Source organism: Streptomyces sp. GL_140 (assembly GCF_057834465.1).
Genome location: NZ_CM174404.1, coordinates 1,261,222 through 1,288,164, shown reverse-complemented (window position 1 = coordinate 1,288,164; position 26,943 = coordinate 1,261,222). Strand labels below are relative to the sequence as shown.

Sequence of the window (26,943 nt, the reverse complement as noted above, 5' to 3'; positions counted from 1 at the left end):
TCATATTCCAGCAGTTCCAGCAGCTTTCGAAATGCGCCCCTTGTTCGCGCCCTCACCCGGACTAGCGTCCCGTGGCCATGGGACACCTGGACCACGCCGCCTATGGCTGGCTTACCCCCGCGCTGTCATATGTGATGGCTTCGATCGGCGCTGCCCTCGGGCTGCGCTGCACCGTCCGCGCGCTCGACGCGACTACCGGAGCATCCCGCCGCAACTGGCTCCTCACAGCGGCCTCCGCCATCGGGACCGGCATCTGGACGATGCACTTCGTCGCGATGCTCGGCTTCCACGTCACCGGAACCGAGATCCACTACAACGTGCCGATGACCATCCTCAGCCTCCTCGTCGCCATGATCGTCGTCGGAGCCGGCGTCTTCGTCGTCGGCTACGGCAAGGAACGCGGCCGGTCCCTCGTCTTCGGCGGCCTCACCACCGGCCTCGGCGTCGCGAGCATGCACTACCTCGGCATGGCGGCCCTGCGCCTGCACGGCACCGTCTCCTACGCGCCGCTGACGGTCGGACTCTCCGTGGCCATCGCCGTGGTCGCCGCCACCGCGGCCCTGTGGGCCGCGCTCAACATCAAGTCCCCGATGGCCGTCGCCGTCGCCTCGCTCGTCATGGGCGCGGCCGTCAGCAGCATGCACTACACCGGCATGCTCGCCGTCTCCGTCGACGTCGTCCCCTCGGACGAGGCGCTGCCGGGGGCCACCGCCATGCAGTTCATCTTCCCGCTCGCCGTCGGCCTCGGCTCCTACCTCTTCATCACCTCCGCGTTCGTCGCACTGTCCCCGACCGCCGACGAGCGGCTGGCCTCCGCCGCGGCCTCCGCCGACCGGCGCCTCGGCGAGCAGGGCGCGCCCGCTTCCGTCCTCTGAGCCCGCTGCCACTCGGGCGTCGTCCGCGTCCGCCCTGCCCCGCCCCCGCCCCTGCCATCGCCCCCCATCGCCCCGCCACCGTCACATACGCTCGCACCGCCCGGAACGAGGAGCCCATGCGCAGATCCCGCAGATCACCGGAAGCAGCGGCGCCGCGGCCGCCCGCGCCTGCGGACGGGCGCGCCAAGGGGACGGGCCGCCGGGCGCACGCCGGACCGCCCGCCGAGGAGTCGGCGGACCGTGAGAGCCGCGCCCCGTTCCCGGTCATATCCGGCGGCGGTGGCGGTTCCGGCCGGGGCGGCGGTGCGAGACTGCGGCTGCGCCCCGCCACCGTCCGCGCGAAGATCGTCTCGCTGCTGATGGTGCCGGTGGTCTCGCTGCTCGCCCTCTGGGGCTTCGCCACCGTGGGCGCGGCCCAGGACATCGCCCGCCTCAGCCGTGCCCAGCAGGTCGACCGGGAGCTCAGGGCCCCGGTCGTGGCGGCCGTCACCGAGTTGCAGGCCGAACGCCGCGCCGCCGTCCGGCTGCTGGCCGAACCCACCGCCGGTCAGGCCGCGACCGCCCAGACCCCCGGCCAACCCGGCGCCCTGGACCAGCAGGCGGGCCGCACCGACGCGGCCGTACGGGCACTGCGGCTCGGTGACCGCAACACCGTGGCCGACTCCGGCGACTACCGGACCGACATCGTGATCCGGCTGCGCGCCTTCGTCGCCGCCGCCGAGGCGCTGGACCCGGCGCGCAAGGACATCGCCGAGCACCGTGCGACCCCGGACGCCGCCTACGAGACGTACACCGGCTTGATCGATTCGGCCCTGGAGGTCGCCGGAGCCCTCTCCGGCGGTGGCCGGGAGGCGGAACTCGGCTCCGACGCCCGGGTCCTGCTGGAGTTCGCGCGAGCAGGGGAGCAGCTGTCGCGGGAGGACGCGCTGCTGACCGTGCCGGGGCCGCGCAGTGCTGACACGCTTCGCCGTCTGACCGGCGCGGTCGAGACCCGCCGGGCCCTGACGGACGCCGCCGCCCGGGACCTGCCCGCGGCGCAGCAGGGCGCCTGGCAGTCGGTGGCCCGGAGCGCCGTCTACGCCGACCTCACCGGAGCCGAGGATCAGGCACTGGCGGTTCCGGCGGGCGGCGCGGCGAAGGACGGCTCTGCCAAGGACAACCGGGCCGGGGGCGCGTCCGGGGCTGCTTCCGGAGCCGTGGCCGCGACCGTACCCGTCGGCTGGGAGGCCGCGTACACCTCCGTCTCCACCTCCATGCAGGAGATCGGGAAGGCCGCCCACGCGGCCTCCGCGGACCGTGGCGACCCGGTCGGCACCGGGGTGCTCAGCGCCGCCGGAGTCGCCGTGGTGCTGGGCCTGGCCGCCGTGGCCGCCTCGCTCGTCATCTCGGTCCGCATCGGCCGGGCCCTCGTCGTCGAACTGGTCTCGCTGCGCAACACCGCCCTGGAGATCGCCCACCGCAAACTCCCGCACGCCATGGACCGGTTGCGCGCCGGCCAGGACATCGACGTGGCCGCCGAAACCCCGCCGGGCCCGGCCGCCGAGGACGAGATCGCCCAGGTCGGCGAGGCGCTGGCCACCGTCCACCGGGCCGCGCTCAGCGCCGCCGTCGAACGCGCCGAACTGGCCAGCGGCGTGAGCGGGGTCTTCGTCAACCTCGCCCGGCGCAGCCAGGTCCTGGTGCACAAGCAGCTCACCCTGCTCGACTCGATGGAACGGCGCGCCGACGACCCGAACGAGCTCGGCGACCTCTTCCGCCTCGACCACCTCACCACCCGGATGCGAAGGCACGCGGAAAGTCTGATCATCCTGTCGGGCGCCGCCCCGGGGCGCGCCTGGAGGATGCCGATCCCGCTGACCAACGTCGTACGGGCCGCGGTCTCCGAGATCGAGGACTACCCGCGCGTCGAGGTCCGCCAGCTCGCCGAGGCGGCCGTCATCGGCGGGGCCGTGGCCGACCTCACCCACCTGCTCGCCGAACTCATCGAGAACGCGACCCAGTTCTCCCCGCCCCACACCAAGGTCCGGGTCAGCGGCGAGCCCGTCGGCGCCGGCTACGTCCTGGAGGTCGAGGACCGGGGGCTCGGCATGGGCCGCGAGGCCCTCCAGGAGGCCAACCGGCGCATCGAGCAGTCCGAGGCGCTCGACCTCTTCGACAGCGACCGGCTCGGGCTCTTCGTGGTCAGCCGCCTCTCGGCCCGCCACGGTGTGAAGGTGCACCTGCGCACGTCGCCGTACGGCGGCACCACCGCCGTGGTGCTGCTCCCGAACTCCCTGCTCCAGGGGGCCCTCACGGCCGCCGCCCCGTCCCTCGGAGACCGGCCGCGGGCGCGCCGCCCCGAGCCCGAACCGGCCTCTGCCGAGGCACGGATCCCGGAGCCGGCCCCCGAGCGGGCTCCGGAGCCCTCCCCGGCGATGAGCGTCGTACGGGACGACGTGCGCGGGATCCCGGTCCCGGACCGGAGCCCCCTGCGGGAGGAGCCCCGATCCGCCCCGGTGGCCTCGCTGCGCCCGCTCGGCTCCGGTGGCGCGGGTCCCCGTACGCACGCCCCGGCGGTCGAGGCTGCGCCCACGACGACCTCCGCGGGGTCCGCGCCGTCCTCGGCGGGGCCGACGCCGGCCTCGTCCGTCCGGGCCGTTCCCCCGGGTCAGCCCGGGGCCACGGTGACCGAACTGCCGCGCCGGGTCCGCCAGGCCAGCCTCGTCCCGCAGCTGCGCGAGGCCCCCGCCGCCAAGGCTCCGTCCGCGGAGCACGGCAGGCAAGACCCTCCCGGGCGCAGCCCCGAGCAGGCGCGCGACCGGATGGCGGCGTACCGGGCCGGCTGGGTGCGCGGTACCCGGGCGAGCACCGGGGTGGACATCCATGAGAACTCCCCTCACGCAGGCAGCGAAGGCGAAGGAGCACGGTGATGATCGAACATCAGAGAATCGACCTCGAAGGCATCCGAAGGTCCGGCGAACTGGACTGGCTGCTGGACGACCTGGTGGTCCGGGTCCGCGAGGTCCGGCACGCGGTGGTCCTGTCCAACGACGGCCTGGCGGTGGGCGCCTCCAGCGCGCTCAGCCGGGAGGACGCCGAACACCTGGCGGCGGTGGCCTCCGGCTTCCACAGCCTCGCCAAGGGCGCGGGCCGGCATTTCCACGCCGGGGGCGTGCGCCAGACGATGGTGGAGATGGACGAGGGCTTCCTCTTCGTCGCGGCCGCCGGCGACGGCTCCTGCCTGGCCGTGCTCAGCGGGGCCGGTGCCGACATGGGGCTGATCGCCTACGAGATGGCCCGGCTGGTGAAGCGGGTCGGCGAGCACCTGTACACCCCGCCGCGGTTCTCGGCGCGCCCGCCGGCCGCCGGTTGAAGGCGGCGGTCCGGAGCATGAACGGCCAGTGGTACGACGCCGACGCGGGCCCGCTCGTCCGTCCGTACGCCATGACCGGCGGGCGTACGAAGCCGGGGCCGCACGGGATCCGGTTCGACCTGATCGCCCTGGTCGTCGTGGACCCGGCGGGGACGGACGAGGCGGCCGAGTCGCTCCTGGAACCCGAACACCGTGCGCTGCTCGGCCTGTGCCGGGACGAGACCCAGTCGGTGGCGGAGCTCGCGGCGGACGCGGACCTGCCCGTGGGCGTGGTGCGGGTGCTGCTCGGGGACCTGCTGGAGGCCGGACACGTCAAGGTCAGCCGGCCGGTGCCCCCGGCACAGCTGCCGGACGAGCGGATTCTGCGTGAAGTCATCGAGGGATTGCGAGCGCTGTGATGGGACTGCACGACAACGGGACCCCGGGAGCCGAGGACAGCGAGCTGGCCGCGCTCGCGCTGAAGATACTCGTGGCGGGCGGCTTCGGCGTGGGCAAGACCACCCTGGTCGGTTCCGTCAGCGAGATTCGGCCGCTGCGGACGGAGGAACTGCTCAGCGAGGCCGGGGAACTGGTGGACGACACGGGCGGGGTCGACCAGAAGACGACGACGACCGTGGCCATGGACTTCGGCCGGATCACCATCCGGTCGGGGCTCTCGCTGTACCTGTTCGGGACTCCGGGACAGGACCGGTTCTGGTTCCTCTGGGACGAGCTGTCGCAGGGCGCGCTGGGAGCGGTGGTGCTCGCCGACACGCGGAGGCTGGAGGACTGCTTCCCGGCGGTGGACTACTTCGAGCACCGGCGGATCCCGTTCGTGGTCGCCGTCAACTGCTTCACGAACGCCCGGCGGTACGCCTCGAACGAGGTGGCGCGGGCGCTGGACCTGGATCAGGGGACACCGGTGGTGCTGTGCGACGCGCGGGACAAGGATTCGGGGAAGGAAGTGCTGATCCGGCTGGTGGAGTACGCGGGGCGGGTGCACACGGCCCGGTTGCTGGATTCGGTGGAGCCGCAGGCCGATTCGGTGTGAAGCGGACCGGCCCGCGGATCCGTGCGTCAGTCGGTGATCCCGTTGACGGTGATCACCTTCTCGATGCCGACGCGGACGAGGAGCTCACCGGGAACGGCGTTGCGGCGGCCGAAGGTTTCGCCCTGCTCCTCTCCCATGTACCGGGCGCCGATTCGCGTCGCCCAGGGGAGCATCTCGTCGAGGTCCTCGCTGATCTCGGCGCGGCCCTGGAGGACGACGTAGGAGTACGGCGGCCGGTCGTCGTCCACGCAGAGCGCGACCCGGCCGTCGCGGGCCAGATTGCGCCCCTTGACGGTGTCCTTCCCGGTGTTGAAAACGAAGGAATCACCGTCGAGAACGAACCAGATGGGAGCGATGTGGGGGCTTCCGTCCGCGCGGACGGTGGACAGTTTTCCGGTGCGGGTGGAATGGGAGACGAACGCCCGCCATTCCTCTTGAGTCATCTTCTTCACCATGCGTCCATCCTCCTTGCCGGAAAGCCGCTGGTGGGGAAGGCTGGCGGCACGAGTACGCGGGGTGGGGCGCGGCCGGGCCGGGCGCGTCGACGGGGAGGGACTGAATATGGCTCTGGACAAGCAACTGGACTGGTTGCTCGATGATTTGACCCGCCGGGTCCAGCAGGTCCGGCACGCGGTGGTGCTCTCCAACGACGGCCTGGTGACGGGCGCGAGCGCGGGCCTTGCTTGGGAGGACGCGGAGCATCTGGCGGCCGTCGCGGCGGGGCTGCAGAGCCTGGCGAAGGGCTCGGGGCGGCACTTCCGGGCGGGCGAGGTGCGCCAGACGATGGTCGAGTACGACGAGGGGGTCCTCTTCGTGATGGCGGCGGGGGCGGGCAGCTGCCTGTGCGTCCTGAGCGCCGCCGAGGCCGACATCGGGCACGTCGCGTACGAGATGACGCTGCTGGTGAACCGGGTGGGCGAGCACCTGGGTGTCGCGGAGCGGCGGATCACCGGGGGCTGACCGCGGCCGGCCGCGACTGACCGGGGCGCTGACCAGGGCACTTACCGGGGCGCCGGCCTGGGATTTTCGGGATATCCACAGCCCCGGCGGGATGCCGTCGCGCTGAGTTACGTTCTTCACGCACAGTAATCACTTCTGGTGGGGAGAGCGTGATGACGAAGACGATCGTGCGCGGGGAAGCCGTCGAGGGACTCGTGGGTGGCGGGCAGGCCGCGGGGGAGCTGGGGCTGAGCCGGACCGAGTTCGCCCGCGCCGTACAGCTGGGCATCGTGCGTGCAGGTCCGCCGGGGCCCGGTGGGGCCACCCGCTTCACCCGGACCGAGCTCGGCCGGGTCAGGTCGGCCGAGGGGCCGCCGGACACCCTGCGGGAGCGCGTGGAGACGGTCGCGGGCGCGGAGGCGGCGGCTGCCGCACTGGGGGTCGGCCCGAGCAGGTTCACCCGGCTCGCGCGCTGCGGCCACGTCACCCCGGTGGGGTACAGGATCAACCGCTACCGGGCGGTGGTCTGGCTCTATCTGACCGCGGAGCTACGGGACTTCGCGGCCGCCCAGCCCGGCATGCTGCGCGGGAGCGCCCCGCCGGCGGACCGGGAGCTGATGGCGGCCAAAGCCGACCTGCGGCCCCGGAAATGGCGGGAGCGGCATGTCGGGCTGCTACTGAGAGGGACCGCCGACCCCTGGGAGAGGGCGGCCGTACTGGCCTCCGTGCTCCCGGACTCCGATGTGCGCGAGACCGTACCCGACCCGGCCGAGCGGATCCTGCTCGCGGGGCTCGCTCCACCCGCGCCCTACGGGCATCCGCAGCTCCCGGCGGCCGCCGCCGTGGCGTCCCGGCTGCTGGTGGCGGAGGCCTCGGACGAGATCCGCTGGTACCGCACCAGCCTGGACTTCGCGCTGACCGGAGCCCGGGGTCAGTCGAAGTCGACGGGGGAGAGGGGGCCGACGTAGACCCAGGCTCCGGCCTCGCGGGAGAAGGCGCTGTGCTCGTGTAGTGAGCCGGCGTGCCGGCCCTCGCGGTAGTGCGCCCGGAATTCCACCGAGCCCTCCGTCTCGAACATCCCGCCGCGCTCGGTGGCCAGGATCTCCAGTCGCTCCCAGCGCTGCCCGGGGTCCAGGTCGAGGCTGCCCGGTCGGGTCGAGGGATGCCAGGAGCGCAGCAGGTAGGCGGTGTCGCCGACGGCGAAGGCGCTGAAGCGGGAACGCATCAGCAGTTCGGCGGTGGGCGCCTGCCGCTCGCCGGAGTGGAAGCGGCCGCAGCACTCCGGGTAGGCGGCGGGCAGCCCGCAGGGGCAGGGGAGGGCCGGGGTGGGCATGGGTGCACTCAGTTCTGGGGGAGGGGCGGACTACTGGGGCGACACGGGCGGCTTGGAGGCCTTGGCGCCGTACGGGCGGAAGAGGCCTTCCTGGACCACCGAGACCAGCAGCCGGCCTTCGAGGTCGTAGATCCGGCCGCGGGCCAGGCCCCGGCCGCCGTGCGCGATGGGTGACTCCTGGTCGTACAGGAACCACTCGTCCGCCCGGAACGGGCGGTGGAACCACATGGCGTGGTCGAGCGAGGCCATGTCGAAACCGCGCATGCCCCACAGGGGTTCCACGGGGATGCGCACGGCGTCGAGGAGGGTCATGTCACTGGCGTAGGTGAGGGCGCAGGTGTGCACGAGCGGGTCGTCGCCCAGCGGGCCGACGGCGCGCATCCACACCGCGCTGCGCGGATCGGCTCCCTTGAGCTCCTCGGGGGCCCAGCGGAGCCGGTCCACGTACCGGATGTCGAAGGGCTGGCGGCGGGCCATCCGCTCCAGTGCCTCCGGCAGCGCGCCCAGGTGTTCGCGGATCTCGTCCACGACCTTCGGGAGCGTGTCCGGGTGCGGGAAGTCGAGGCGGGGAGGCAGCTGGTGCTCGATGCTGCCCTCCTCCGGGTGATGGAAGGAGGCGGTCAGATTGAAGATGGTCTTGCCCTGCTGGACCGCGGTGACCCGACGGGTGGTGAAGGAGCGCCCGTCGCGCACCCGCTCCACCTGGTACACGATCGGCACCCCGGGGATGCCGGGGCGCAGGAAGTACGAGTGGAGGGAGTGGACCGGCCGGTCGCCCTCGGTGGTACGGCCGGCCGCCACCAGGGCCTGTCCGGCGACCTGGCCGCCGAACACGCGCTGGAGGGACTCCTGGGGGCTCGCGCCCCGGAAGATGTTGACCTCGATCTGCTCCAGGTCGAGCAGATCGACCAGCCTCTCGGCGGGGTTCGTCATCAGAGGATCTCCACTGTCGGGGCCGGCGCCCGTGGTGGCGCCGGTTCGGTTGCGGTTGCGGGTCCCCCCGGACGGAACCCGGGGGAGGTCAGAGCTGGCCCAGCTCGCCGACCGAGGTGACGCGGATGACGGCCCGGCCCTCCTCGTCGGATGCCGCGAGGTCGACCTCGGCGCTGATGCCCCAGCCATGGTCCCCGTTGGGGTCGGCGAAGGTCTGGCGGACGCGCCACAGGCCGTGCGCCGGGTCCTCCTCGATCTGGAGCAGCTTGGGGCCGCGCGCGTCGGGGCCGGTACCGAGGTCGTCGTACTCGTCCCAGTAGCCGTCCAGGGCATCGCCCCAGGCGTCGGCGTCCCAGCCGGACTCGCCGTCCAGCTCGCCCAGCACGTTGACGTGGTCCAGGGCGGCCAGCTCCACCCGGCGGAACATGGCGTTGCGGACCAGGACGCGGAAGGCGCGGGAGTTCGCCGTGACCGGCTTGACCTGGTCGGCCTTCTCCTGGGCCTGCTCCGCCGTCTCCACCTCCGGGTTCGCCAGCTGCTCCCACTCGTCGAGCAGGCTGGAGTCGACCTGGCGGACCAGCTCGCCGAGCCATTCGATCAGGTCCTGGAGGTCCTCGGACTTGAGGTCGTCGGGGATGGTGTGGTCCAGCGCCTTGTACGCGCTCGCCAGATAGCGCAGCACGATGCCCTCGGTGCGGGCGAGTTCGTAGTACGAGGTGAACTCGGTGAAGGTCATCGCGCGTTCGTACATGTCGCGGATGATCGACTTCGGGGAGACCGGGTGGTCGCGGACCCACGGGTGGCTCTTGCTGTACACGCCGTAGGCGTGCAGGAGCAGCTCTTCGAGGGGCTTGGGATAGGTGATCTCCTGGAGCCGCTCCATGCGCTCCTCGTACTCGACCCCGTCGGCCTTCATCGCGCCCACGGCCATGCCGCGTTCCTTGTTCTGCTGGGCGGCGAGGATCTGGCGGGGATCGTCCAGCGTGGACTCGACGACCGAGACCATGTCCAGCGCGTAGGAAGGGGACTCCGGGTCCAGCAGGTCGAAGGAGGCCAGGGCGAAGGTGGACAGCGGCTGGTTGAGCGCGAAGTCCTGCTGGAGGTCGACGGTCAGCCGGATCGAGCGGCCCTCGGCGTCGGGGGTGTCGAGCTTCTCGACCACGCCGCCGTCGAGCAGCGAGCGGTAGATCGCGATGGCCCGGCGGATGTGCCGCAGCTGGGCCTTGCGCGGCTCGTGGTTGTCCTCCAGCAGGTGGCGCATCGCCTGGAAGGCGTCGCCGGGCCGGGCGATGACCGACAGGAGCATGATGTTGGTGACCTTGAAGCGCGAGGTCAGCGCCTCCGGGTCGGCGGCGATGAGCTTCTCGAAGGTCGTGTCCGACCAGGCGACGAAGCCTTCGGGGGCCTTCTTGCGGACTACCTTGCGGCGCTTCTTCGGGTCGTCGCCCGCTTTCGCCAGGGCCTTCTCGTTCTCGATGACGTGCTCGGGCGCCTGGGCCACCACATAGCCCGCCGTATCGAATCCGGCCCGCCCGGCGCGGCCGGCGATCTGGTGGAACTCGCGGGCGCGCAGCGTGCGGACCCGGGTGCCGTCGTACTTGGTCAGCGCGGTGAACAGCACCGTGCGGATCGGGACGTTGACGCCGACGCCGAGGGTGTCGGTACCGCAGATGACCTTCAGCAGACCGGCCTGGGCCAGCTTCTCCACCAGACGGCGGTACTTGGGCAGCATGCCCGCGTGGTGCACGCCGATGCCGTGGCGGACGTAACGGGAGAGGTTCTGGCCGAACTTGGTGGTGAAGCGGAAGTTGCCGATCAGATCGGCGATCTTGTCCTTCTCCTCGCGCGTGCACATGTTGATGCTCATCAGCGACTGCGCCCGCTCGACCGCCTGGGCCTGCGTGAAGTGCACGATGTACACCGGAGCCTGTCGGGTCTCCAGCAGCTCGGTGATGGTGTCGGTGATCGGCGTCGTGACGTACTCGTACGACAGCGGGACGGGCCGTGTCGCGGAGCGGACCACCGAGGTGGGACGGCCCGTGCGCCGGGTCAGGTCCTCCTCGAAGCGCTTCATGTCGCCGAGCGTCGCGGACATCAGGACGAACTGCGCCTGCGGCAGCTCCAGGATCGGGATCTGCCAGGCCCAGCCGCGGTCCTGCTCCGCGTAGAAGTGGAATTCGTCCATCACGACCTGGCCGATGTCCGCGTACTTGCCGTCGCGCAGCGCGATCGAGGCCAGCACCTCGGCGGTACAGCAGATCACCGGGGCGTCCGAGTTCACCGAGGCGTCGCCGGTCAGCATGCCGACGTTCTCGGTGCCGAACAGCTTGCACAGGTCGAAGAACTTCTCCGATACCAGGGCCTTGATCGGAGCGGTGTAGAAGGTGACCTTGTCCTGGGCCAGCGCCGTGAAGTGGGCGCCCGCCGCGACCAGGCTCTTGCCGGAGCCGGTCGGTGTGGAAAGGATCACGTTCGCGCCGGTGACCACCTCCATCAGCGCCTCCTCCTGAGCCGGGTACAGGGTGATGCCCTGGTCCTCCGCCCACGAGGAGAAAGCCTCGAAGAGGGCATCGGGGTCGGCGTTCGGCGGGAGCTGATCAATGAGGGTCACACCCCCCATCTTGCCTGTCTTCCCCCCGGATGAGGGAACCGGCGGACGGAAGGAAGATCATCGGCGGTACGCTGTGCCGTCGATACGGCCCGAGCGACACCGTCAACAGGGCCCGACCAGCACACAAACGGGGCGGGGAACGACCATGATGGGTCCGGCGCACTCACTGTCGGGGGCAGCGGCCTGGCTGGGGGTGGGCGCGGCGGCAGCCGCCGCCGGACACCCGATGCCCTGGCCCGTCCTCGTCGTCGGAGCCCTCATCTGCGCCGGAGCAGCGCTGGCCCCCGACCTCGACCACAAATCGGCGACGATCTCCCGCGCCTTCGGCCCGCTCTCCCGGGGCCTGTGCGAGGTGGTCGACAAGATCTCCTACGCGGTCTACAAAGCGACCCGGGCCCCGCGCGACGCCCGCCGCACCGGCGGCCACCGCACCCTGACCCACACATGGGTCTGGGCCGTCCTGATCGGCGCCGGCGCCTCCGCGCTCGCCGTCACCGCCGACCGCTGGGGCGTGCTCCTCCTCCTCTTCGTCCACCTGGTCCTTGCCGTCGAAGGCCTGCTGTGGCGGGCTGCCCGGATGTCCAGCGACGTCCTGGTCTGGCTGCTCGGCGCGACCAGCGCCTGGATACTGGCCGGAGTCCTCGACCAGCCCGGCAACGGCTCCGGCTGGCTCTTCACCGGCCCCGGCCAGGAGTACCTGTGGCTCGGCCTGCCGATCGTGCTCGGCGCCCTGGTCCACGACATCGGCGACGCCCTGACCGTCTCCGGCTGCCCGGTCCTGTGGCCCATCCCCATCGCGGGCAAGCGCTGGTACCCGATCGGCCCGCCGAAGATGATGCGCTTCCGCGCCGGCAGCTGGGTGGAGCTCAAGGTCCTCATGCCGGTCTTCATGCTCCTCGGCGGAGTCGGCGGCGCCTCGGCCCTCGGCTTCTTCTAGCCGACGCACCGATTGCACGTGAAGGGCTCCTGCTTCCGCAGATGCGGAAGCAGGAGCCCTTCACGTGCAATCGGTGCCGGACGCGTCAGCCGTGCCAGGACCGCCACAGGGCCGCGTACGGGCCGTCGGCCGCGACCAGGGCGTCGTGTGAACCCAGCTCGCTGATCCGGCCGTCCTCGACCACCGCGATCACGTCCGCGTCGTGGGCGGTGTGCAGCCGGTGCGCGATCGCGATCACCGTGCGGCCGTCCAGCACCCGGGCCAGCGAGCGCTCCAGGTGCCGGGCCGCGCGCGGGTCCAGCAGCGAGGTCGCCTCGTCCAGCACCAGCGTGTGCGGGTCCGCCAGCACCAGCCGGGCCAGCGCGATCTGCTGGGCCTGCGCCGGGGTCAGCGCCGTGCCGCCCGAACCGACCTCGGTGTCCAGACCGGCCTCCAGCGCCCGCGCCCACCCGTCCGCGTCCACCGAGCCGAGGGCCTCCCACAGTTCGGTGTCGGCGGCCCCGGTGCGTGCCAGGCGCAGGTTGTCGCGCAGCGAGCCCACGAAGACGTGGTGCTCCTGGTTGACCAGGGCCACGTGCTCGCGCACCCGCTCCGCCTGCATCCCCGACAGCCGCGCCCCGCCGAGGGTGATCTCGCCGGTCCGGGGCGCGTAGATGCCCGCGAGCAGCCGGCCCAGCGTGGACTTGCCCGCGCCCGAGGGCCCGACCAGGGCCATCCGGGTGCCCGGCGGCACCGACATCGACACCTGGTGCAGGACGTCGACGCCCTCGCGGTAGCCGAAGTGGACCCCGTCCGCGCGGACGTCCCGGCCGTCCGGGGAGACGGAAGCGTCGCCCGCGTCCGGCTCGATCTCCCGTACGCCCACCAGCCGGGCCAGTGAGACCTGGGCGATCTGCAACTCGTCGTACCAGCGCAGGATCAGGCCGATCGGGTCGACCATCATCTGCGCGAGCAGTGCGCCCGTGGTCAGCTGCCCCACCGACATCCAGCCCTGGATCACGCAGTACCCGCCGATCAGCAGCACCGCGCCGAGGATCGTCACGTACGTGACGTTGATGACGGGGAAGAGGACCGTCCGAAGGAACAGCGTGTACCGCTCCCAGGCCGTCCACTCCTTGATCCGCCGCTCCGACAGCTCGATCCGGCGCGCGCCGAGGCGGTGCGCCTCGATGGTGCGGCCCGCGTCCACCGTCTCGGTGAGCACGGCCGCGACCGCCGCGTACCCGGCCGCCTCCGAGCGGTAGGCCCGGGGCGCCCGCTTGAAGTACCAGCGGCAGCCGATCACCAGCACGGGCAGCGAGATCAGCGCGGCCAGTGCCAGCGGCGGCGCGGTCACGGCGAGCGCCCCGTAGAGCAGCCCCGCCCACACCACGCCGATGGCGAGCTGGGGCACGGCCTCGCGCATCGCGTTGGCCAGCCGGTCGATGTCGGTGGTGATCCGCGACAGCAGGTCGCCGGTTCCGGCGCGCTCCAGCACGCCCGGCGGCAGACCCACCGAGCGGACGAGGAAGTCCTCGCGCAGATCGGCCAGCATCTCCTCGCCGAGCATCGCCCCGCGCAGCCGGACCATCCGGACGAACAGGGTCTGGACGACCAGAGCCAGCGCGAACAGCAGTCCCACGCGCCCCAGATGCAGTTCGCGCGCCCCTGCCGTGAGCTGGTCCACCACCTGGCCCAGCAGGTACGGGCCCACCATGGAGGCGATCACCGCGACCGTGTTGACCGCCACCAGGACCACGAAGGCCCGCCGGTGGCGGCGGAACAGGCCGCGCACGTAGCCCCGTACGGTCGCCGACGTGCCCACGGGCAGCGTCGCGGCGGTTTCGGGGGCCGCCGGATCGTATTGCGGCGGCGCCACGCCGATCATGCGGATTCCTCGATCTCTGTGAGTACGGCGTCAGGCCGTCCGGCCTTCAGCTGCGAGAGCCGTTGCTCGTCCTCGGTCTCGCGGGTGACGACCGCGCGGTAGCGCGGTTCGCCGTGCAGCAGTTCGCGGTGCGTGCCGCTCGCCGCCACCGCGCCCTCGTGGATCAGGACGACCCGGTCGGCGTGGTCCAGCAGCAGCGGCGAGGAGGCCAGGACCACCGTCGTGCGCCCGGCGCGCAGCTTCGCGATCCCGTCAGCGATCCGTGCCTCGGTGTGCGAGTCGACCGCCGAGGTCGGCTCGTCCAGCACCAGCACCTCCGGATCGGTGACCAGCGACCGCGCCAGCGCGAGCCGCTGGCGCTGCCCGCCGGACAGGGACCGGCCGCGCTCGGTGATCCGGGCGTCCATCGGGTCGTCCACCCCGTCCGGGGCGGACTGCAGCAGCGCGTCCAGCACGTCCGTGCACTGGGCCGCCGCCAGCGCCGCGCGCGGCTCGACCGTCCCGGAAGCCGGTACGTCGAACAGTTCGCGCAGCGTTCCGGACAGCAGCACCGGATCCTTGTCCTGTACGAGGACCAGCGTGCGCGCGGTGTCCAGCGCGAGCTCGTTCAGCGCGACCCCGCCCAGCAGGACGGAGGGACCGCAGGCCTCGTCCATCGGGTGGCCGCCCAGGCGTTCGGCCAGACGGCCCGCCAGGTCGGGGTCCCCGCACACCACGGCGGTGAACCGGCCTGCCGGGGCCAGCAGCCCCGTCTCCGGGTCGTACAGGTCGCCACCGGCGGCGGGAGCCCGCACCTCGGTCCCGGCGTCGGTCCCGGCCTCGCTCTCGGCCTCCGTCCGGGTCAGCGACAGCACCCGGGCGGCCCGCTTGGCGGAGGGACGCGAGAAGGAGTACGCCATCGCGATCTCCTCGAAGTGCCGCAGCGGATAGAGCATGGTGGCCACCGCGCTGAAGGCCGCGACGAGTTCGCCGACCGCGAGCCGGTCGTCCAGCACGAGCGCGGAGCCGTACCAGACGACCGTGATCAGCAGGATGCCCGGCAGCAGCACCTGGACGGCGGAGATCAGGGCCCACATCCGGGCACTGCGCACCGCCGCCTTGCGGACCTCCTGCGAGGCCTCGCGGTAGCGGCTGAGGAACAGCTCCTCACCGCCGATGCCGCGCAGCACGCGCAGGCCCGCCACGGTGTCGGAGGCCAGCTCGGTGGCCTTGCCCGCCTTCTCCCGCTGCACGTCGGCGCGCTGGGTGGCGCGCGGCAGCAGCGGCAGGACGGCCAGGGCGAGCACCGGCATGCCGATCGCGACCACCACACCGATGGTGGGGGCGTAGAAGAGCAGCGCCACGCAGCCGATGAGGAGGGTGAGAGCGGCGGCGAGGAAGCGGGAGACCGCCTCGACGAACCACCCGATCTTCTCCACGTCACCCGTGGAAACCGCGACCACCTCGCCGGCCGCGACCCGCCGGGTCAGGGCCGCGCCCAGTTCGGCGGTCTTGCGCGCCAGCAGTTGCTGGACCCGCGCGGCGGCGGTGATCCAGTTGGTGACGGCGGTCCGGTGCAGCATGGAGTCGCCGAGCGCGATCGCGACGCCGAGCAGCGCGATCAGACCGCCGACCCACAGCAGCCGGGCGCCGTCACGGTCGACGACCGCGTCGACGCCCAGGCCCACCGCGTACGGAAGCCCGGCGACACCGCAGAAGTGGAGCATTCCCCAGCTCAGGCTTTTGGCCTGTCCGCCGAGTTGACCGCGCCCCAGCCACCAGAGGAACCGGGGGCCGGAGCGAGCGTCGGGTACCCCTGGGTCCGGATACGGTAGATCGCTGATCTGCATGACGCCCCATGACTGGTCGAGAGTTCCAAACCGTGCAAGGTTCGCGTTCCGGACCGGGTCGGGGCAATCGATTTTCCGTTGGCCAAAGCTTCGGACGGGGAGGGCTGCGGCCTCAAGGGCGAGTGGCGCGCTCCAGTTCCAGCAGGGCCGAGTAGTAGCTCCGGCCGGTGGCCCGGTCCATGCCCACCTCGCACATCCGGTTCGCCGACAGGTGCGCGTCGAACTCCCGCGCCGTCACCTCCGCGGCCTCGCGCGCCGTAGCCGATTCCGTCAGCTCCGGGTGCAGCATTCCGCGGTCGCCGGCGAAGGCGCAGCACCCCGCGTCGTACGGCACGACCACCTCGTCCGCGCAGGCCTCGGCCACCGCCCGCAGCTGCGCCTCGTCGTCCAAGTGCCGCATCGAACAGGTGGGGTGGAGCACCGCGGACCCGATCGTGCGCCGGATCTCCAGGTGCGGGAGCAGCTCCTCGGCCGCCCAGACGATGGAGTCGACGATCCGGAGCTCCGCGTGGAGCGCCCGGTTGTCGTCCGTGAGGTACGGGACCACCTCGTGCGAGATGCCCAGGGTGCAGGAGGACGCGTCGACCACGAGCGGCAGCCGGCCACCGGCCGTCCAGCCCCAGGCGGCCTCCACGATCCGGTTGGCCATCACCCGGTTGCCGGCCTCGTACCCCTTGGAGTGCCAGATCGTGGCGCAGCAGGTGCCGGTCACGTCCCGGGGGATCCAGACCGGCTTTCCGGCGCGCTCGGAGACCGCCACCACGGCCTCCGGGAGGGAGGGGCCGGGGCGGCCGTCGGGGCCGGCGAAGATCCGGTTGACGCAGGCCGGGTAGTACACGGCTGCGGCGCCGACCCGCCGGGTCGCGGGCAGTTTCCGGGCGGCGGCGCCGGGGATCTGCGGCAGCCACTCCGGGACCAGGTCGGGCCGTACGGCTCTGCGCGCGAGCCCCGTCACGGCCTCCAGCACCCGGTCCCCGACGGTGTCGGTGATCTTGTCGGCGGCGGCCACGGCCAGCCGGGCGGCTCCCTCCACCGTCCGGAACCGCCGGGCGGCCAGTTCGGCGGCGCGCTCCTCGCGCGGGCTGTGGCGGCGGTGGCGGAAGTCCTTCATCAGGGCGCCCGTGTCGATGCCCACGGGGCAGGCGAGTTTGCAGGTGGAGTCGCCGGCGCAGGTGTCCACGGCGTCGTAGCCGTAGGCGTCGAGCAGCCCTCCCAGGACGGGGGAGCCGGGCTGCTGGCGCATCATCTCCCGGCGCAGCACGATCCGCTGGCGCGGAGTGGTCGTCAGGTCCTCGCTGGGGCAGGTCGGTTCGCAGAACCCGCACTCGATGCAGGGGTCGGCCACGGCCTCCACCTGCGGGATCGTCTTCAGGCCGCGCAGGTGGGCCTTCGGGTCGCGGTCGAGGAGGATCCGCGGGGCGAGCACCAGGTCGGGGTCGAGCAACCGCTTGGTGCGCCACATCAGTTCGGTGGCCCGGGGTCCCCATTCCAGTTCCAGGAACGGGGCCATGTTGCGGCCGGTGGAGTGCTCGGCCTTCAGGGAGCCGTCGAAGCGTTCCACGGTGAGCCGGCAGAAGGCGTCCATGAAGGCGGCGTACCGCTCGACGTCGGCCGGTTTGGCGGCGTCGAAGGCGAGGAGGAAGTGGAGGTTGCCGTGGGCGGCGTGTCCGGCGACGGCGGCGTCGAAACCGTGCTCCGCCTGGAGTTCGAGCAGGGCCTCGCAGGCCTCGGCCAGCCGCGACGGGGGGACCGCGAAGTCCTCGGTGATCAGGGTGGTGCCGGAGGCGCGGGCGCTGCCGACGGCGGTGACGAAGGCCTTGCGGGCCTTCCAGTAGCCGGAGATGGTCTTCGCATCGCGGGTGAAGGCATTGGTCACCGAGGCCACCGGCGCGACCAGGTCCAGCCCGGCCACCACCGCGGCGGCGCGCCGTTCGTACTCGGCGCGGCCGGCTTCGTCCGCGGCGCGGAACTCCACGAGCAGGGCGGTGGTGTCCTTGGGCAGCCGGGCCCAGTCCGCGGGCACGCCCTCCACGGCCACCGAGGCGCGCAGGGTGTTGCCGTCCATGAGCTCGACGGCCAGCGCGCCGGCCTCGTTGAAGAGCGGTACGGCGGCGGCCGCGGCGGGCAGCGAGGGGAAGAACAGCAGCGCACTGGTGAGCTCGCGGTCCAGGGGCAGGGTGTCGAAGACGACCTCGGAGATGAAGCCCAGGGTGCCCTCGGAGCCGACCATCAGCCCGCGCAGGATCTCCACCGGCGTGGAGCCGTCGAGGTAGGCGTCGAGCCGGTAGCCGGTGGTGTTCTTGATCTCGTACTTGGCCCGGATGCGTGCGACGAGCTCCGGATCGGCCTCGATCTCCTTCTTGATCTCCATCAGCCCGCGGCAGAGGGCCGGCTCGGCGTGGGCGAGCTCCTCGTCGGCGATCGGATCGGCGGTGTCGACGACGGTGCCGGTCGGCAGGACGAAGGTGAGGGAGGCGAGGGTGCGGTACGAGTTCCTCGTGGTCCCCGCCGTCATGCCGGAGGCGTTGTTCGCGACGACCCCGCCGAGGGTGCACGCGATGGCGCTGGCCGGGTCGGGGCCGAGAATGCGGCCGTGCCGGGCGAGGGCGGCATTGGCCCGCAGGACGGTGGTGCCGGGCTGGATCCGGGCGCGGCGGCCCTCTTCCAGCACCTCGACGCCGGCCCAGTGGCGGCGGACGTCGACCAGGATGTCCTCGCCCTGGGCCTGGCCGTTGAGCGAGGTGCCCGCGGCGCGGAAGACGACCTCGCGCTGCTTGCCGTGCGCGTAGGACAGGACGGCGGATACGTCGTCGATGTCCTCGGCGACCACCACGACCTGCGGCACGAAGCGGTACGGGGAGGCGTCCGAGGCGTAGCGGACCAGGTCGGAGATCTTCCAGAGGACCTTGTCGGCGCCCAGCAGCTCGGTCAGCTCGTTGCGCAGCACCCCGGGGGTCCCGGTCGCCCGCCGGTCGGGCACCCGGTCGTGGGCGGGGGCGCTGAGGCTCCGCGGCCGCAGGGCCCCCGGCTTCGGTTCCAGCAGCGGCATGCGCAACCCCTCAACTCGCTCGGCTCACTCGTTCGGCGCAGTCGCGGCCTTCTCCCGGCCGGCCGCCGCCTGGTCAGCAGTGCAGCTCCGGCGGGGCGTCCGCCAGGGCGTTCAACAGTCCGCCGAGCACCTCGCGCTGATCGGCGGTCAATGGAGCCAGGATCTCCTCTGCGGCGTCGGTTCGCGCGTTGCGCAGCCGGCGCAGCGTGGCGCGGCCGTTGTCGGTGAGCTCGATCCTTATGACGCGGCGGTTCGAGGGGTCGGGCACGCGGCGCACGCGGTCGGCGGCCTCCAGACCGTCGACCAGCGTGGTCACGGCGCGGGGCACGACCTCCAGGCGGGCTGCGAGGTCCGCCATCCGGGGCGGCTGCCCGGCGGAGAGATGGGCGACCGTGCGCAGCAGCCGGGACTGCGCCGGGGTGATTCCGAGCGGCTCCAGATGGCGTTTCTGGATGCGGTGGAGCCGCCGGGTCAGGCGCAGGAGCTGCTCGGCGAGCACGCTGTCCGTGGAGTCGGCGCGGTCCGTGGGCTCGGTGGGGTCTGCCTCGTGCCCGCTCGGGTGCGCCGTCCCGGGCCCGGTCTCGACCCGGGTCCCGCGCTCGGTCTCGGAAGCGGTACTCATGCTGCGGTCCTCATAATGGGAACAGTATCAGGACCAGATTCATTGTGAGCATAGGTAACAATGAGCTATGCTCATTGGAGTCTGGTCAGCTGTCATGAAGGAGGCCCATGCGCCCCAAGGAACCCGAGTGGACGCCCTCGAAAGAATCCCTCGACCCCAGTGGTCCCGCCCCGGCCGAGCGGCCGCGCGAGCTGCGCCGCATCGCCGGCCTCTTCCGGCCCTACCGCGGCCGCCTCGGCGTCGTCGCCGTACTGGTCGGCGCATCCTCGCTGGTCGGCGTGGCTTCGCCGTTCCTGCTCAAGGCGATCCTCGACGTCGCGATCCCGCAGGGCCGCATCGGGCTGCTCAGCCTGCTCTCCCTCGGCATGATCGCCACCGCCGTGGTGACCAGCATCTTCGGCGTGCTGCAGACCCTGATATCCACGACGGTCGGCCAGCGGGTCATGCACGACCTGCGCACCGCCGTCTACGCGCAGCTCCAGCGGATGCCGCTGGCCTTCTTCACCCGAACGCGCACCGGCGAGGTGCAGTCCCGCATCGCCAATGACATCGGCGGCATGCAGGCCACGGTCACCTCCACGGCGACCTCCCTCGTCTCCAACGCCACGGCCGTCATAGCCTCCGTGGTCGCGATGCTCGCGCTCGACTGGCGGCTCACGCTCGTCTCGCTGCTCCTGCTGCCCGTCTTCGTGTGGATCAGCCGCCGTGTCGGCAGCGAGCGCAAGAAGATCACCGCGCAGCGCCAGAAGCAGATGGCCACGATGGCCGCGACGGTCACCGAGTCCCTGTCGGTGAGCGGCATCCTGCTCGGCCGCACGATGGGCCGGGCCGACTCGCTCACCACCTCCTTCGCGGAGGAGTCCGAGAAGCTCGTCGACCTCGAAGTGCGCTCCAGCATGGCCGGGCGCTGGCGGATGTCCACCATCGGCATCGTCATGGCCGCCATGCCCGCCCTCATCTACTGGGCGGCCGGCATAGCCCTGCAGACCGGTGCCCCCTCGCTCTCGGTCGGCACCCTCGTCGCCTTCGTCACCCTCCAGCAGGGCCTGTTCCGGCCCGCCGTGAGCCTGCTGTCGACCGGCGTCCAGATACAGACCTCCCTCGCGCTGTTCGCCCGCATCTTCGAGTACCTCGACCTGCCGGTGGACATCACCGAGCGCGAGGACCCCGTCCGCCTCGACCGCGCCAAGGGCGAGGTCCGGCTGGAGGACGTCCACTTCGAGTACGACGCCAAGAGCGGCCCGACGCTGACGGGCATCGACATCACCGTCCCGGCCGGCGGCTCCCTCGCCGTGGTCGGTCCGACCGGATCAGGCAAGAGCACGCTGAGCTATCTCGTGCCCCGGCTCTACGACGTCACCGGCGGCCGCGTCGCCCTCGACGGGGTCGACGTGCGCGACCTCGACTTCGACTCGCTGGCCCGCTCCATCGGCGTGGTCTCCCAGGAGACCTACCTCTTCCACGCCTCCGTCGCCGACAACCTGCGCTTCGCCAAGCCGGACGCCACCGACGAGGAGATCGCCGAGGCGGCCCGCGCGGCCCAGATCCACGAGCACATCGAGTCCCTGCCCGACGGGTACGACACCCTGGTGGGCGAGCGCGGGTACCGGTTCTCCGGCGGCGAGAAGCAGCGCCTGGCGATCGCCCGCACCATCCTGCGCGACCCGCCGGTGCTGATCCTCGACGAGGCCACCAGCGCCCTGGACACCCGCACCGAGCACGCCGTGCAGCGCGCCATCGACAACCTCTCGCAGGGCCGCACCACCATCACCATCGCCCACCGCCTCTCCACCGTCCGCGACGCCGACCAGATCGTGGTGCTCGACGCGGGGCGGATCGCCGAGCGGGGAACCCATGAGGAACTGCTCGCGGCCGACGGCCGGTACGCGGCGCTGGTCCGGCGGGACCGGGAGACCGCGCTCAAGCCGGAGACCCTCACCACGGAGACGCTCAAGCGCGGTGCGCTCAAGCCGGAGCCGCTGCGCGGGACCGAAGCAGCCCCGGTAAACGTGTGATCGTGTGACCGGACGCAGGCGAGATGTCATAAATATGACGCTTCGCGGGTTAGCGTTCCCGCATGCGTCAAGAGAACCGGCCGCCGTCGCCGCGCCGTTCCCGGCTGACCCGCCGAGGTCGGCTGGCGCTCATCCTCGCAACGCTCGTGGGGCTCGGGACGACTGTTCTGATCCCGCTGCTGCCCGGTGAGGAAGCGCCCGAGAAGCCGCGCCAGTTGCTGATCCCAGAGGGCTGGCGGGCCCCGCAGGTCTACGCCGCCATCGACCGCGAGCTGAAGCTCCCGGCCGGTTCCGCCCAGGCGGCCGCCGCGAAGACCGCGCTGCCCCTGCCCGCGGAGGCCAAGGGCAACCCGGAGGGATACCTCTTCCCGGCCACGTATCCGGTGACCTCCCGGTCCACCCCGGCCGCGCTGCTCACGTACATGGTCGAGACGGCCAACAAGAACCTCGCCACCAAGGCCGTCGCCGACGGCGGCAGGACCCACGGGATGACCCCGTACCAGACGGCCACCCTCGCCAGCATCCTCGAGGCGGAGGCCGACACCCGCCTGGACATGGGCAAGGTCGCCCGGGTGGTGCACAACCGGCTGGCGAAGTCGATGCCGCTCCAGATGGACTCCACCATCAATTACGCGCTGAACCGTGCCACGGTGGACACCAAGCTGAGCGAGACGAAGATCGACAGCCCCTTCAACACGTACCAGCGCCAGGGCCTGCCGCCCACGCCGATCGACAGCCCCGGCCTGGACGCCATGGCGGCCGCGGTCGCGCCGCCTCCGGGGGAGTGGCTGTACTTCGTCACCGTGAAGCCGGGCGACACCCGCTTCTCCAAGACGTACGAGGAGCACAAGCGCCACCTGGCCGAGTTCAACCGGCTCCGGTCGGCCTCCAGGAAGACCTGACCGGCGGGGGCTAGGTGACCTCGGCCGGGGTGCGCGTGAGCAGCCGGTGGATCTCGCGGACCGCGGAGCCGCCGGCCCGGTTGGCGCCGATGGTCGACGCCGAAGGCCCGTAGCCGACGAGGTGGATCCGCTCGTCGCGGACCGCGCGTGTGCCCTCGAGCCGGATTCCGCCGCCCGGTTCGCGCAGCCGCAGCGGTGCCAGGTGGTCGATGGCCGCGCGGAAGCCGGTGGCCCACAGGATCACGTCGGCCTCCACCCGCCGCCCGTCGGCCCAGGCGGCCCCCCGGGTCGTGAGGTGGTCGAACATGGGGCGCCGCTCCAGCACCCCCGAGGCCAGTCCGCCGCGGACCGCCTCGGTCAGCGCGAGTCCGGTGACGCTGACCACGCTCCGCGGAGGCAGTCCCTGCCTGACCCGGTCCTCGACCAGGGCAACCGCCGCGCGGCCCTCGGCCTCGCCGAAGTCTCCGTCGCGGAACACCGGAGGCCGCCGGGTGACCCAGGTGGTCTCCGCCGCCACCTCGGCGATCTCCAGCAGGTGCTGCACCGCCGAGGTGCCGCCGCCCACCACGATGACCCGGGCTCCGGCGAACTCGCCCGGCCCGGGATAGTTCGCCGTGTGCAGCTGGCGGCCGCGGAAGGTCTCCTGCCCCGGGTAGCGCGGCCAGAACGGCCGGTCCCAGGTCCCGGTGGCGTTGATCAGCGCCCGCGCCGACCAGGCGCCGGACCCGGTCTCCACGAGCAGCCGCCGGTCCGCCCCGTCGCGTACGGCCGTGACGTCCACGGGGCGGCGCACGTGGAGCCCGAAGCGCTCCTCGTACGCGGCGAAGTACTCGGGGATCACCTCGGAGGACGGACGCAGCGGATCGGCCCCGGCGAGCTCCATCCCCGGCAGCGCGTGCATCCCGTGGACCTTGCCGTAGGTGAGCGAGGGCCAGCGGAACTGCCAGGCGCCGCCCGGACGGGGCGCATGGTCCAGGACCACGTGCCCGATGCCCGCCCGCGCCAGGTGATAGGCACTGGACAGCCCCGCCTGCCCCGCACCGACCACCACGACGTCCACCGGTGCCGCGTCCCGCTCCCGCTCCTGCTCCCGCTCCTGCTCCCGCTCCAAGAAATCGTTCACGGTTCTACTAACTCGGCGCGGTGGCGGGAGCTTCCCGCGAGCTCCTTCCCGCCGCCGAACTCCGTCAGGCCCGGCTCGCGCGCAGTGTCGCCGGGACCGGGCCGACCGGCTGGAGGGTGAGGCCCGGGAGGACCTCGGCGCGGGCGGGGCCGCTGTCCAGGTGGAAGCGCTGGGCCAGGACGGCCAGAACGAGGGCGGCCTCGACCAGGGCGAAACGGGCGCCCAGGCAGGCGCGGGGGCCGCCGCCGAAGGGGAACCAGGCGTGCTCCGGGATCGGGTGCGGGGCGTCGGCGTCCCAGCGCTCGGGGCGGAACGCCTCCGGCTCCGGGAACCAGCGCGCGTCCCGGTGCATCGACCAGGGGCTCACCCAGACCGACAGCCCGGCCGGGACCGGTCGCCCGCCGAGCTTCGCGCCTTCCGTGGCCACCGCCGAGATCAGCCAGATCGGCGGATAGATCCGCAGTGCTTCCTTGACCACCTGCTGGGTCCAGGGCAGCCGCGCGTAGTCCTCGTGGGTCGGGAGACGGCCGCCGAGCACCCGGTCGAGCTCCTCCGTGAGGCGCTCGCGGGCCTCGGGCGCCCCCGACAGGAGCTGCCAGGCCCAGGTCAGGGTGGTCGAGGTGGTTTCGTGGCCGCCGATGTAGAGGGTGATCGACTCGTCGCGCAGCTCCGTGCGCGACAGCGGAGCGCCGTCCTCGTCCCGGGCGGCGAGGAGCCGGCTGAGCAGGTCGTCCCGTTCCTCGCCGGCCGCCGAGGCCGCCTCGTGTTCCCGTATGACGTGCTCGATCTCCCGGTCGAGGACGGCCACCGCCGCCCGCATCCGGCGGCGGCCCGGGGTCTGGATCCACGGTGGCAGGAACAGGGTCACCCCCCTGAACTCCGCGCTCAGTTCCCGCTGCGCGGTGGCCATGGCCGCGCTGATCGGCTCCTCCCGCCCGGCCGCGTCGCTCCCGAACAGGGTGCGCACCGCGATCCGTTGGGTGAGGCCGGCCATCTCCTTGTGCACGTCGATCCGTTCGCCCTCGCGCCAGCCGGAGGCCAGCGCGTCGGCGCACTCCACCATCGTGGCCGCGTACGAGCGCACCTGGCGGGGGCGCACCGAGGGCTGGACCAGCGCCCGCTTGCGCCGCCAGTCGTCGCCGGTGGCGACGACCACCCCATTGCCGAGCAACTGGCGGAATGCCCAGCCCAGTTCGGTCGGCCTGAAGGTGGACTCGACGGCCCCCAGCAGCTCGCCCGCGTGCTCGGGCCGCGAGACCAGCACATTGCGCTGGGGGCCGAGTGCCCAGGGCACCCAGTCGCCGTACTCGTCGCGCAGCGACTCGAAGAAGGCCAGCGGATCGCGGGCGAAGGCGGGGAGGTTCCCCACCAGGGGCCACCGGCGCGGTCCGCGCTCGGCGCCCGGAGGCAGCAGTGTGGCGCTCACCCCGGCATGGTGACAGCGCCGCCTCCAGGGCGCCAGAGGTCAGCGGACGCGGCAGGGTCCGAAAGGGACGGGCTCAGGAACGGATTCGGGCGGCGCGGCGGTCGGCGAGCCACGCGTAGGCGGTGTCCGCGCTGAACTCCCGCTGTCCGGAAGGGAAGAGCAGTCCGGCCCCCGCGAAGGCCGGGTCGTCCGCGGTGGCCGCCACGTACGGGATCGCCACGCACTCCATGCCCGCCGCCCGGGCGGCCAGGGCGCCCGGCGCCGCGTCCTCGAGGACCACGCAGTCGGCGGGCTCCGCGCCCAGACGCCGCGCCGCCTCCAGGAACACGTCCGGGGCGGGCTTGCCCTGCGCCACCTCCTCGGCGGAGACCACCGTGGTCAGCTGCGCGTCCAGCCCGGTACCGGCCAGGACCGCGTCGATCGCCTCGAGCGAGGACCCGGAGGCCACCGCCATCGGGACGCCGTCGGCGTGCAGCCGCTCCACGAAGGTGCGCATCTGCGGGTAGGCCTCGGTGCGCGTGCGGGCGAGCTCCAGGTAGGCGGCGTTCTGCTCGGCGAGCAGCTCCTCCACCGGGGTCCGGATCGCGTACCGGTCCCGGAGGATCTCCAGGGTCTCCAGCGTGCCGATTCCGATGTAGTGGGAGTGCTCCTCCCACGTGAAACCGGGGACGCCGTGCCGCTCCAGGGTGCGGCGCCCGGACTCGTAGTAGTTCGGCTCGCTGTCAACGAGGGTGCCGTCGAGATCGAATATGACGGAGATCATGCAGTGTGCCCGTCCTGCCTGTGCCTGTACGGTCCTGTGCCTGTCCCGACCATCTTGTCAGGATTTGCGCGCGGACCGGCCCACGGACTCGACCAGCGGCAGCAGCCGGTGCGGAACCCGCTCGCGCAGGGCCACCTCGGTCCGCGTGCGGACCACGCCGGGCAGGCGGATCAGCTGCTGGATCACGTCCTCCAGGTGCGCGTTGTCCCGGGCGGCCACCCGGGTCAGCAGGTCCCCGCCGCCGGTGATGGAGAACGCCTCGATGATCTCGGGTACGGAGGCCAGCGCGTCGCCGACCTCGTCCAGGTGCCCCTGGGTGACCTCGATGTGCACGAAGGCCAGGACCGGGTGCCCGAGCGCGGCGGGGGACAGGACGGGGCCGGTCCCGGTGATCACCCCGGTGCGCTCCAGCCGGTCGAGCCGGGCCTGGAGGGTGCCGCGCGCGACTCCCAGGATCCGGGCGTACTCGCGGATGCTGGTGCGCGGCTGCTCGATCAGCAGGCTCAGGATCCGTGTGTCGAGCTCGTCCACCGCCATGCCGCGACTGTACCAACGCGGCGCCCCGGACCCCGCCCGCGGCCGCGCCCCGAACCCCGCCTCAGACCCCTTGCGACCTGCGAGGTCGCCGGGGCGGCCGGGGCAGGAACCCGCTGGTCCGCGCCCGGTACTCCGGGTACCCGGGCCGGTCCGCCATGTGCCGCTCCAGCAGTCGCTTCCCGCTTCCGGCGACCAGCAGGTAGGACATCACCAGCGGGGAGACCACCGACACCGCCACCGCCCCGGCGGAGGTCCAGGCGGTCAGGGACAGGCCCCACCACACACAGAGGTCGCCGAAGTAGTTCGGGTGCCGGGTCCAGGCCCACAGTCCCCGGTCCATGATCCGCCCCGCGTTCGCCGGGTCCGCCTTGAAGCGGGCGAGCTGCCGGTCGCCCACCGCCTCGAAGAGCAGCCCGCACAGCCACAGCGCCGCGCCCGCCACCGCCACGGCGCCGGGGCGCCCGCCCGCGTACGCCGCCGCCTGGACGGGCAGCGACACCAGCCACACCAGGGCCGCCTGGAGCAGGTAGACCTTGCGCAGGGCGTACGCGCTCCGGCTTCCCGGAGCCTTGGAGAGCATCCGCTCGTAGCGCGGGTCCTCGCCGTGCCCGCGGCCGCGCCACGCGATGTGCCCGGCCAGCCGCAGCCCCCACACCACCGCCAGGGCGGCCGGCAGCGGATGCCGGCCGCCCGAGGCGGCGTACGTGGCCACCGAGACCGCGACGAAGCCCAGGCCCCAGGCCACGTCCACCACCCGGTGCATGCCGAGCCGGACCCCGACGGCGAAGGCGGCCAGCATG

The 26,943-nt window shown here is 72.5% G+C and carries 23 protein-coding genes; 10 read left to right on the top strand and 13 right to left on the bottom strand.

Annotated features, from left to right (window positions below; all coding sequences use genetic code 11):
* Positions 1-77: 77 nt before the first annotated feature.
* The 5 genes from AC3IYJ_RS05950 to AC3IYJ_RS05930 all read left to right on the top strand — a co-directional run bounded on the left by AC3IYJ_RS05950 (position 78) and on the right by AC3IYJ_RS05930 (position 5,257).
* Positions 78-875 carry an MHYT domain-containing protein gene (locus AC3IYJ_RS05950; protein WP_489400298.1) on the top strand — a complete coding sequence of 266 codons (798 nt, stop codon included), beginning with the start codon at positions 78-80 and terminating at the stop codon, positions 873-875.
* 116 nt (positions 876-991) lie between these two features.
* The gene (locus tag AC3IYJ_RS05945) at positions 992-3,784 is read left to right on the top strand and encodes a sensor histidine kinase (protein WP_489400297.1); all 2,793 of its coding nucleotides are present in this window, start codon (positions 992-994) and stop codon (positions 3,782-3,784) included.
* On the top strand, positions 3,784-4,227 hold the full coding sequence (locus AC3IYJ_RS05940) for a roadblock/LC7 domain-containing protein (protein ID WP_371614671.1): 444 nt from the start codon (positions 3,784-3,786) through the stop codon (positions 4,225-4,227). The genes AC3IYJ_RS05945 and AC3IYJ_RS05940 overlap by 1 nt, the downstream gene beginning before the upstream one ends.
* A gap of 17 nt (positions 4,228-4,244) precedes the next feature.
* A complete protein-coding gene (locus AC3IYJ_RS05935; RefSeq protein ID WP_489400296.1) occupies positions 4,245-4,625 on the top strand; it encodes a DUF742 domain-containing protein in 381 nt (126 codons plus the stop codon).
* Positions 4,625-5,257: a GTP-binding protein gene (locus AC3IYJ_RS05930; RefSeq protein ID WP_489400295.1), complete on the top strand. Its 633-nt coding sequence runs from the start codon at positions 4,625-4,627 to the stop codon at positions 5,255-5,257. The genes AC3IYJ_RS05935 and AC3IYJ_RS05930 overlap by 1 nt, the downstream gene beginning before the upstream one ends.
* 26 nt (positions 5,258-5,283) lie before the next feature.
* Here the strand turns inward: AC3IYJ_RS05930 and AC3IYJ_RS05925 are convergent, their stop codons facing one another.
* Complete coding sequence (locus tag AC3IYJ_RS05925) at positions 5,284-5,712, bottom strand: PPOX class F420-dependent oxidoreductase (protein WP_489400294.1); 429 nt, start codon at positions 5,710-5,712, stop codon at positions 5,284-5,286.
* Positions 5,713-5,818: 106 nt separating this feature from the next.
* Here AC3IYJ_RS05925 and AC3IYJ_RS05920 point away from each other — a divergent pair, with 106 nt between their 5' ends.
* Both AC3IYJ_RS05920 and AC3IYJ_RS05915 read left to right on the top strand, forming a co-directional pair.
* Positions 5,819-6,217, top strand: a complete 399-nt coding sequence (locus AC3IYJ_RS05920; RefSeq protein WP_489400293.1) for a roadblock/LC7 domain-containing protein — start codon at positions 5,819-5,821, stop codon at positions 6,215-6,217.
* Positions 6,218-6,369: 152 nt separating this feature from the next.
* Positions 6,370-7,164, top strand: coding sequence for a DUF6397 family protein (locus AC3IYJ_RS05915; protein WP_489400292.1), 795 nt, complete (start codon positions 6,370-6,372; stop codon positions 7,162-7,164).
* On the opposite strand, the gene AC3IYJ_RS05910 is transcribed toward AC3IYJ_RS05915, so the two are convergent.
* The 3 genes from AC3IYJ_RS05910 to AC3IYJ_RS05900 all read right to left on the bottom strand — a co-directional run bounded on the left by AC3IYJ_RS05910 (position 7,128) and on the right by AC3IYJ_RS05900 (position 11,073).
* The gene (locus AC3IYJ_RS05910; protein ID WP_489400291.1) at positions 7,128-7,529 is read right to left on the bottom strand and encodes a YchJ family protein; all 402 of its coding nucleotides are present in this window, start codon (positions 7,527-7,529) and stop codon (positions 7,128-7,130) included. The genes AC3IYJ_RS05915 and AC3IYJ_RS05910 overlap by 37 nt on opposite strands.
* A gap of 30 nt (positions 7,530-7,559) precedes the next feature.
* Positions 7,560-8,462, bottom strand: coding sequence for an acyl-CoA thioesterase (locus tag AC3IYJ_RS05905; RefSeq protein WP_489400290.1), 903 nt, complete (start codon positions 8,460-8,462; stop codon positions 7,560-7,562).
* Positions 8,463-8,550: 88 nt separating this feature from the next.
* Positions 8,551-11,073, bottom strand: a complete 2,523-nt coding sequence (locus AC3IYJ_RS05900) for a DEAD/DEAH box helicase (protein WP_489400289.1) — start codon at positions 11,071-11,073, stop codon at positions 8,551-8,553.
* Between the two features lie 145 nt (positions 11,074-11,218).
* Between AC3IYJ_RS05900 and AC3IYJ_RS05895 the strand changes: the two genes are divergently transcribed.
* Positions 11,219-12,010, top strand: coding sequence for a metal-dependent hydrolase (locus AC3IYJ_RS05895; protein ID WP_489400288.1), 792 nt, complete (start codon positions 11,219-11,221; stop codon positions 12,008-12,010).
* An 85-nt stretch (positions 12,011-12,095) separates the two neighbouring features.
* Here the strand turns inward: AC3IYJ_RS05895 and AC3IYJ_RS05890 are convergent, their stop codons facing one another.
* From AC3IYJ_RS05890 to AC3IYJ_RS05875, 4 genes are all read right to left on the bottom strand, one after another.
* Positions 12,096-13,877 carry an ABC transporter ATP-binding protein gene (locus AC3IYJ_RS05890; RefSeq protein ID WP_489400287.1) on the bottom strand — a complete coding sequence of 594 codons (1,782 nt, stop codon included), beginning with the start codon at positions 13,875-13,877 and terminating at the stop codon, positions 12,096-12,098.
* Positions 13,874-15,706, bottom strand: coding sequence for an ABC transporter ATP-binding protein (locus AC3IYJ_RS05885; RefSeq protein ID WP_489400286.1), 1,833 nt, complete (start codon positions 15,704-15,706; stop codon positions 13,874-13,876). Before AC3IYJ_RS05885 ends, AC3IYJ_RS05890 begins: the two co-directional genes overlap by 4 nt.
* 112 nt (positions 15,707-15,818) lie before the next feature.
* Entirely contained in the window at positions 15,819-18,755 is a 2,937-nt protein-coding gene (locus AC3IYJ_RS05880) for an FAD-binding and (Fe-S)-binding domain-containing protein (RefSeq protein WP_489400285.1), read from the bottom strand.
* 73 nt (positions 18,756-18,828) lie between these two features.
* Positions 18,829-19,377: a MarR family winged helix-turn-helix transcriptional regulator gene (locus AC3IYJ_RS05875; protein WP_489400284.1), complete on the bottom strand. Its 549-nt coding sequence runs from the start codon at positions 19,375-19,377 to the stop codon at positions 18,829-18,831.
* Between the two features lie 107 nt (positions 19,378-19,484).
* Between AC3IYJ_RS05875 and AC3IYJ_RS05870 the strand changes: the two genes are divergently transcribed.
* Together AC3IYJ_RS05870 and mltG are read left to right on the top strand one after the other, a co-directional pair.
* On the top strand, positions 19,485-21,392 hold the full coding sequence (locus tag AC3IYJ_RS05870; protein WP_489400283.1) for an ABC transporter ATP-binding protein: 1,908 nt from the start codon (positions 19,485-19,487) through the stop codon (positions 21,390-21,392).
* A gap of 62 nt (positions 21,393-21,454) precedes the next feature.
* Positions 21,455-22,294 carry an endolytic transglycosylase MltG gene (gene mltG, locus AC3IYJ_RS05865; RefSeq protein WP_489400282.1) on the top strand — a complete coding sequence of 280 codons (840 nt, stop codon included), beginning with the start codon at positions 21,455-21,457 and terminating at the stop codon, positions 22,292-22,294.
* Between the two features lie 10 nt (positions 22,295-22,304).
* Here the strand turns inward: mltG and AC3IYJ_RS05860 are convergent, their stop codons facing one another.
* The 5 genes from AC3IYJ_RS05860 to AC3IYJ_RS05840 all read right to left on the bottom strand — a co-directional run bounded on the left by AC3IYJ_RS05860 (position 22,305) and on the right by AC3IYJ_RS05840 (position 26,942).
* Entirely contained in the window at positions 22,305-23,354 is a 1,050-nt protein-coding gene (locus AC3IYJ_RS05860; RefSeq protein WP_489402704.1) for an FAD-dependent oxidoreductase, read from the bottom strand.
* Between the two features lie 127 nt (positions 23,355-23,481).
* Entirely contained in the window at positions 23,482-24,843 is a 1,362-nt protein-coding gene (locus AC3IYJ_RS05855; protein WP_489400281.1) for a cytochrome P450, read from the bottom strand.
* A gap of 73 nt (positions 24,844-24,916) precedes the next feature.
* Positions 24,917-25,606 carry an HAD family hydrolase gene (locus AC3IYJ_RS05850; RefSeq protein ID WP_489400280.1) on the bottom strand — a complete coding sequence of 230 codons (690 nt, stop codon included), beginning with the start codon at positions 25,604-25,606 and terminating at the stop codon, positions 24,917-24,919.
* A 57-nt stretch (positions 25,607-25,663) separates the two neighbouring features.
* Complete coding sequence (locus AC3IYJ_RS05845) at positions 25,664-26,143, bottom strand: Lrp/AsnC family transcriptional regulator (protein WP_489400279.1); 480 nt, start codon at positions 26,141-26,143, stop codon at positions 25,664-25,666.
* A gap of 61 nt (positions 26,144-26,204) precedes the next feature.
* A complete protein-coding gene (locus tag AC3IYJ_RS05840; RefSeq protein ID WP_489402703.1) occupies positions 26,205-26,942 on the bottom strand; it encodes a DUF1295 domain-containing protein in 738 nt (245 codons plus the stop codon).
* Position 26,943 lies beyond the last annotated feature (1 nt).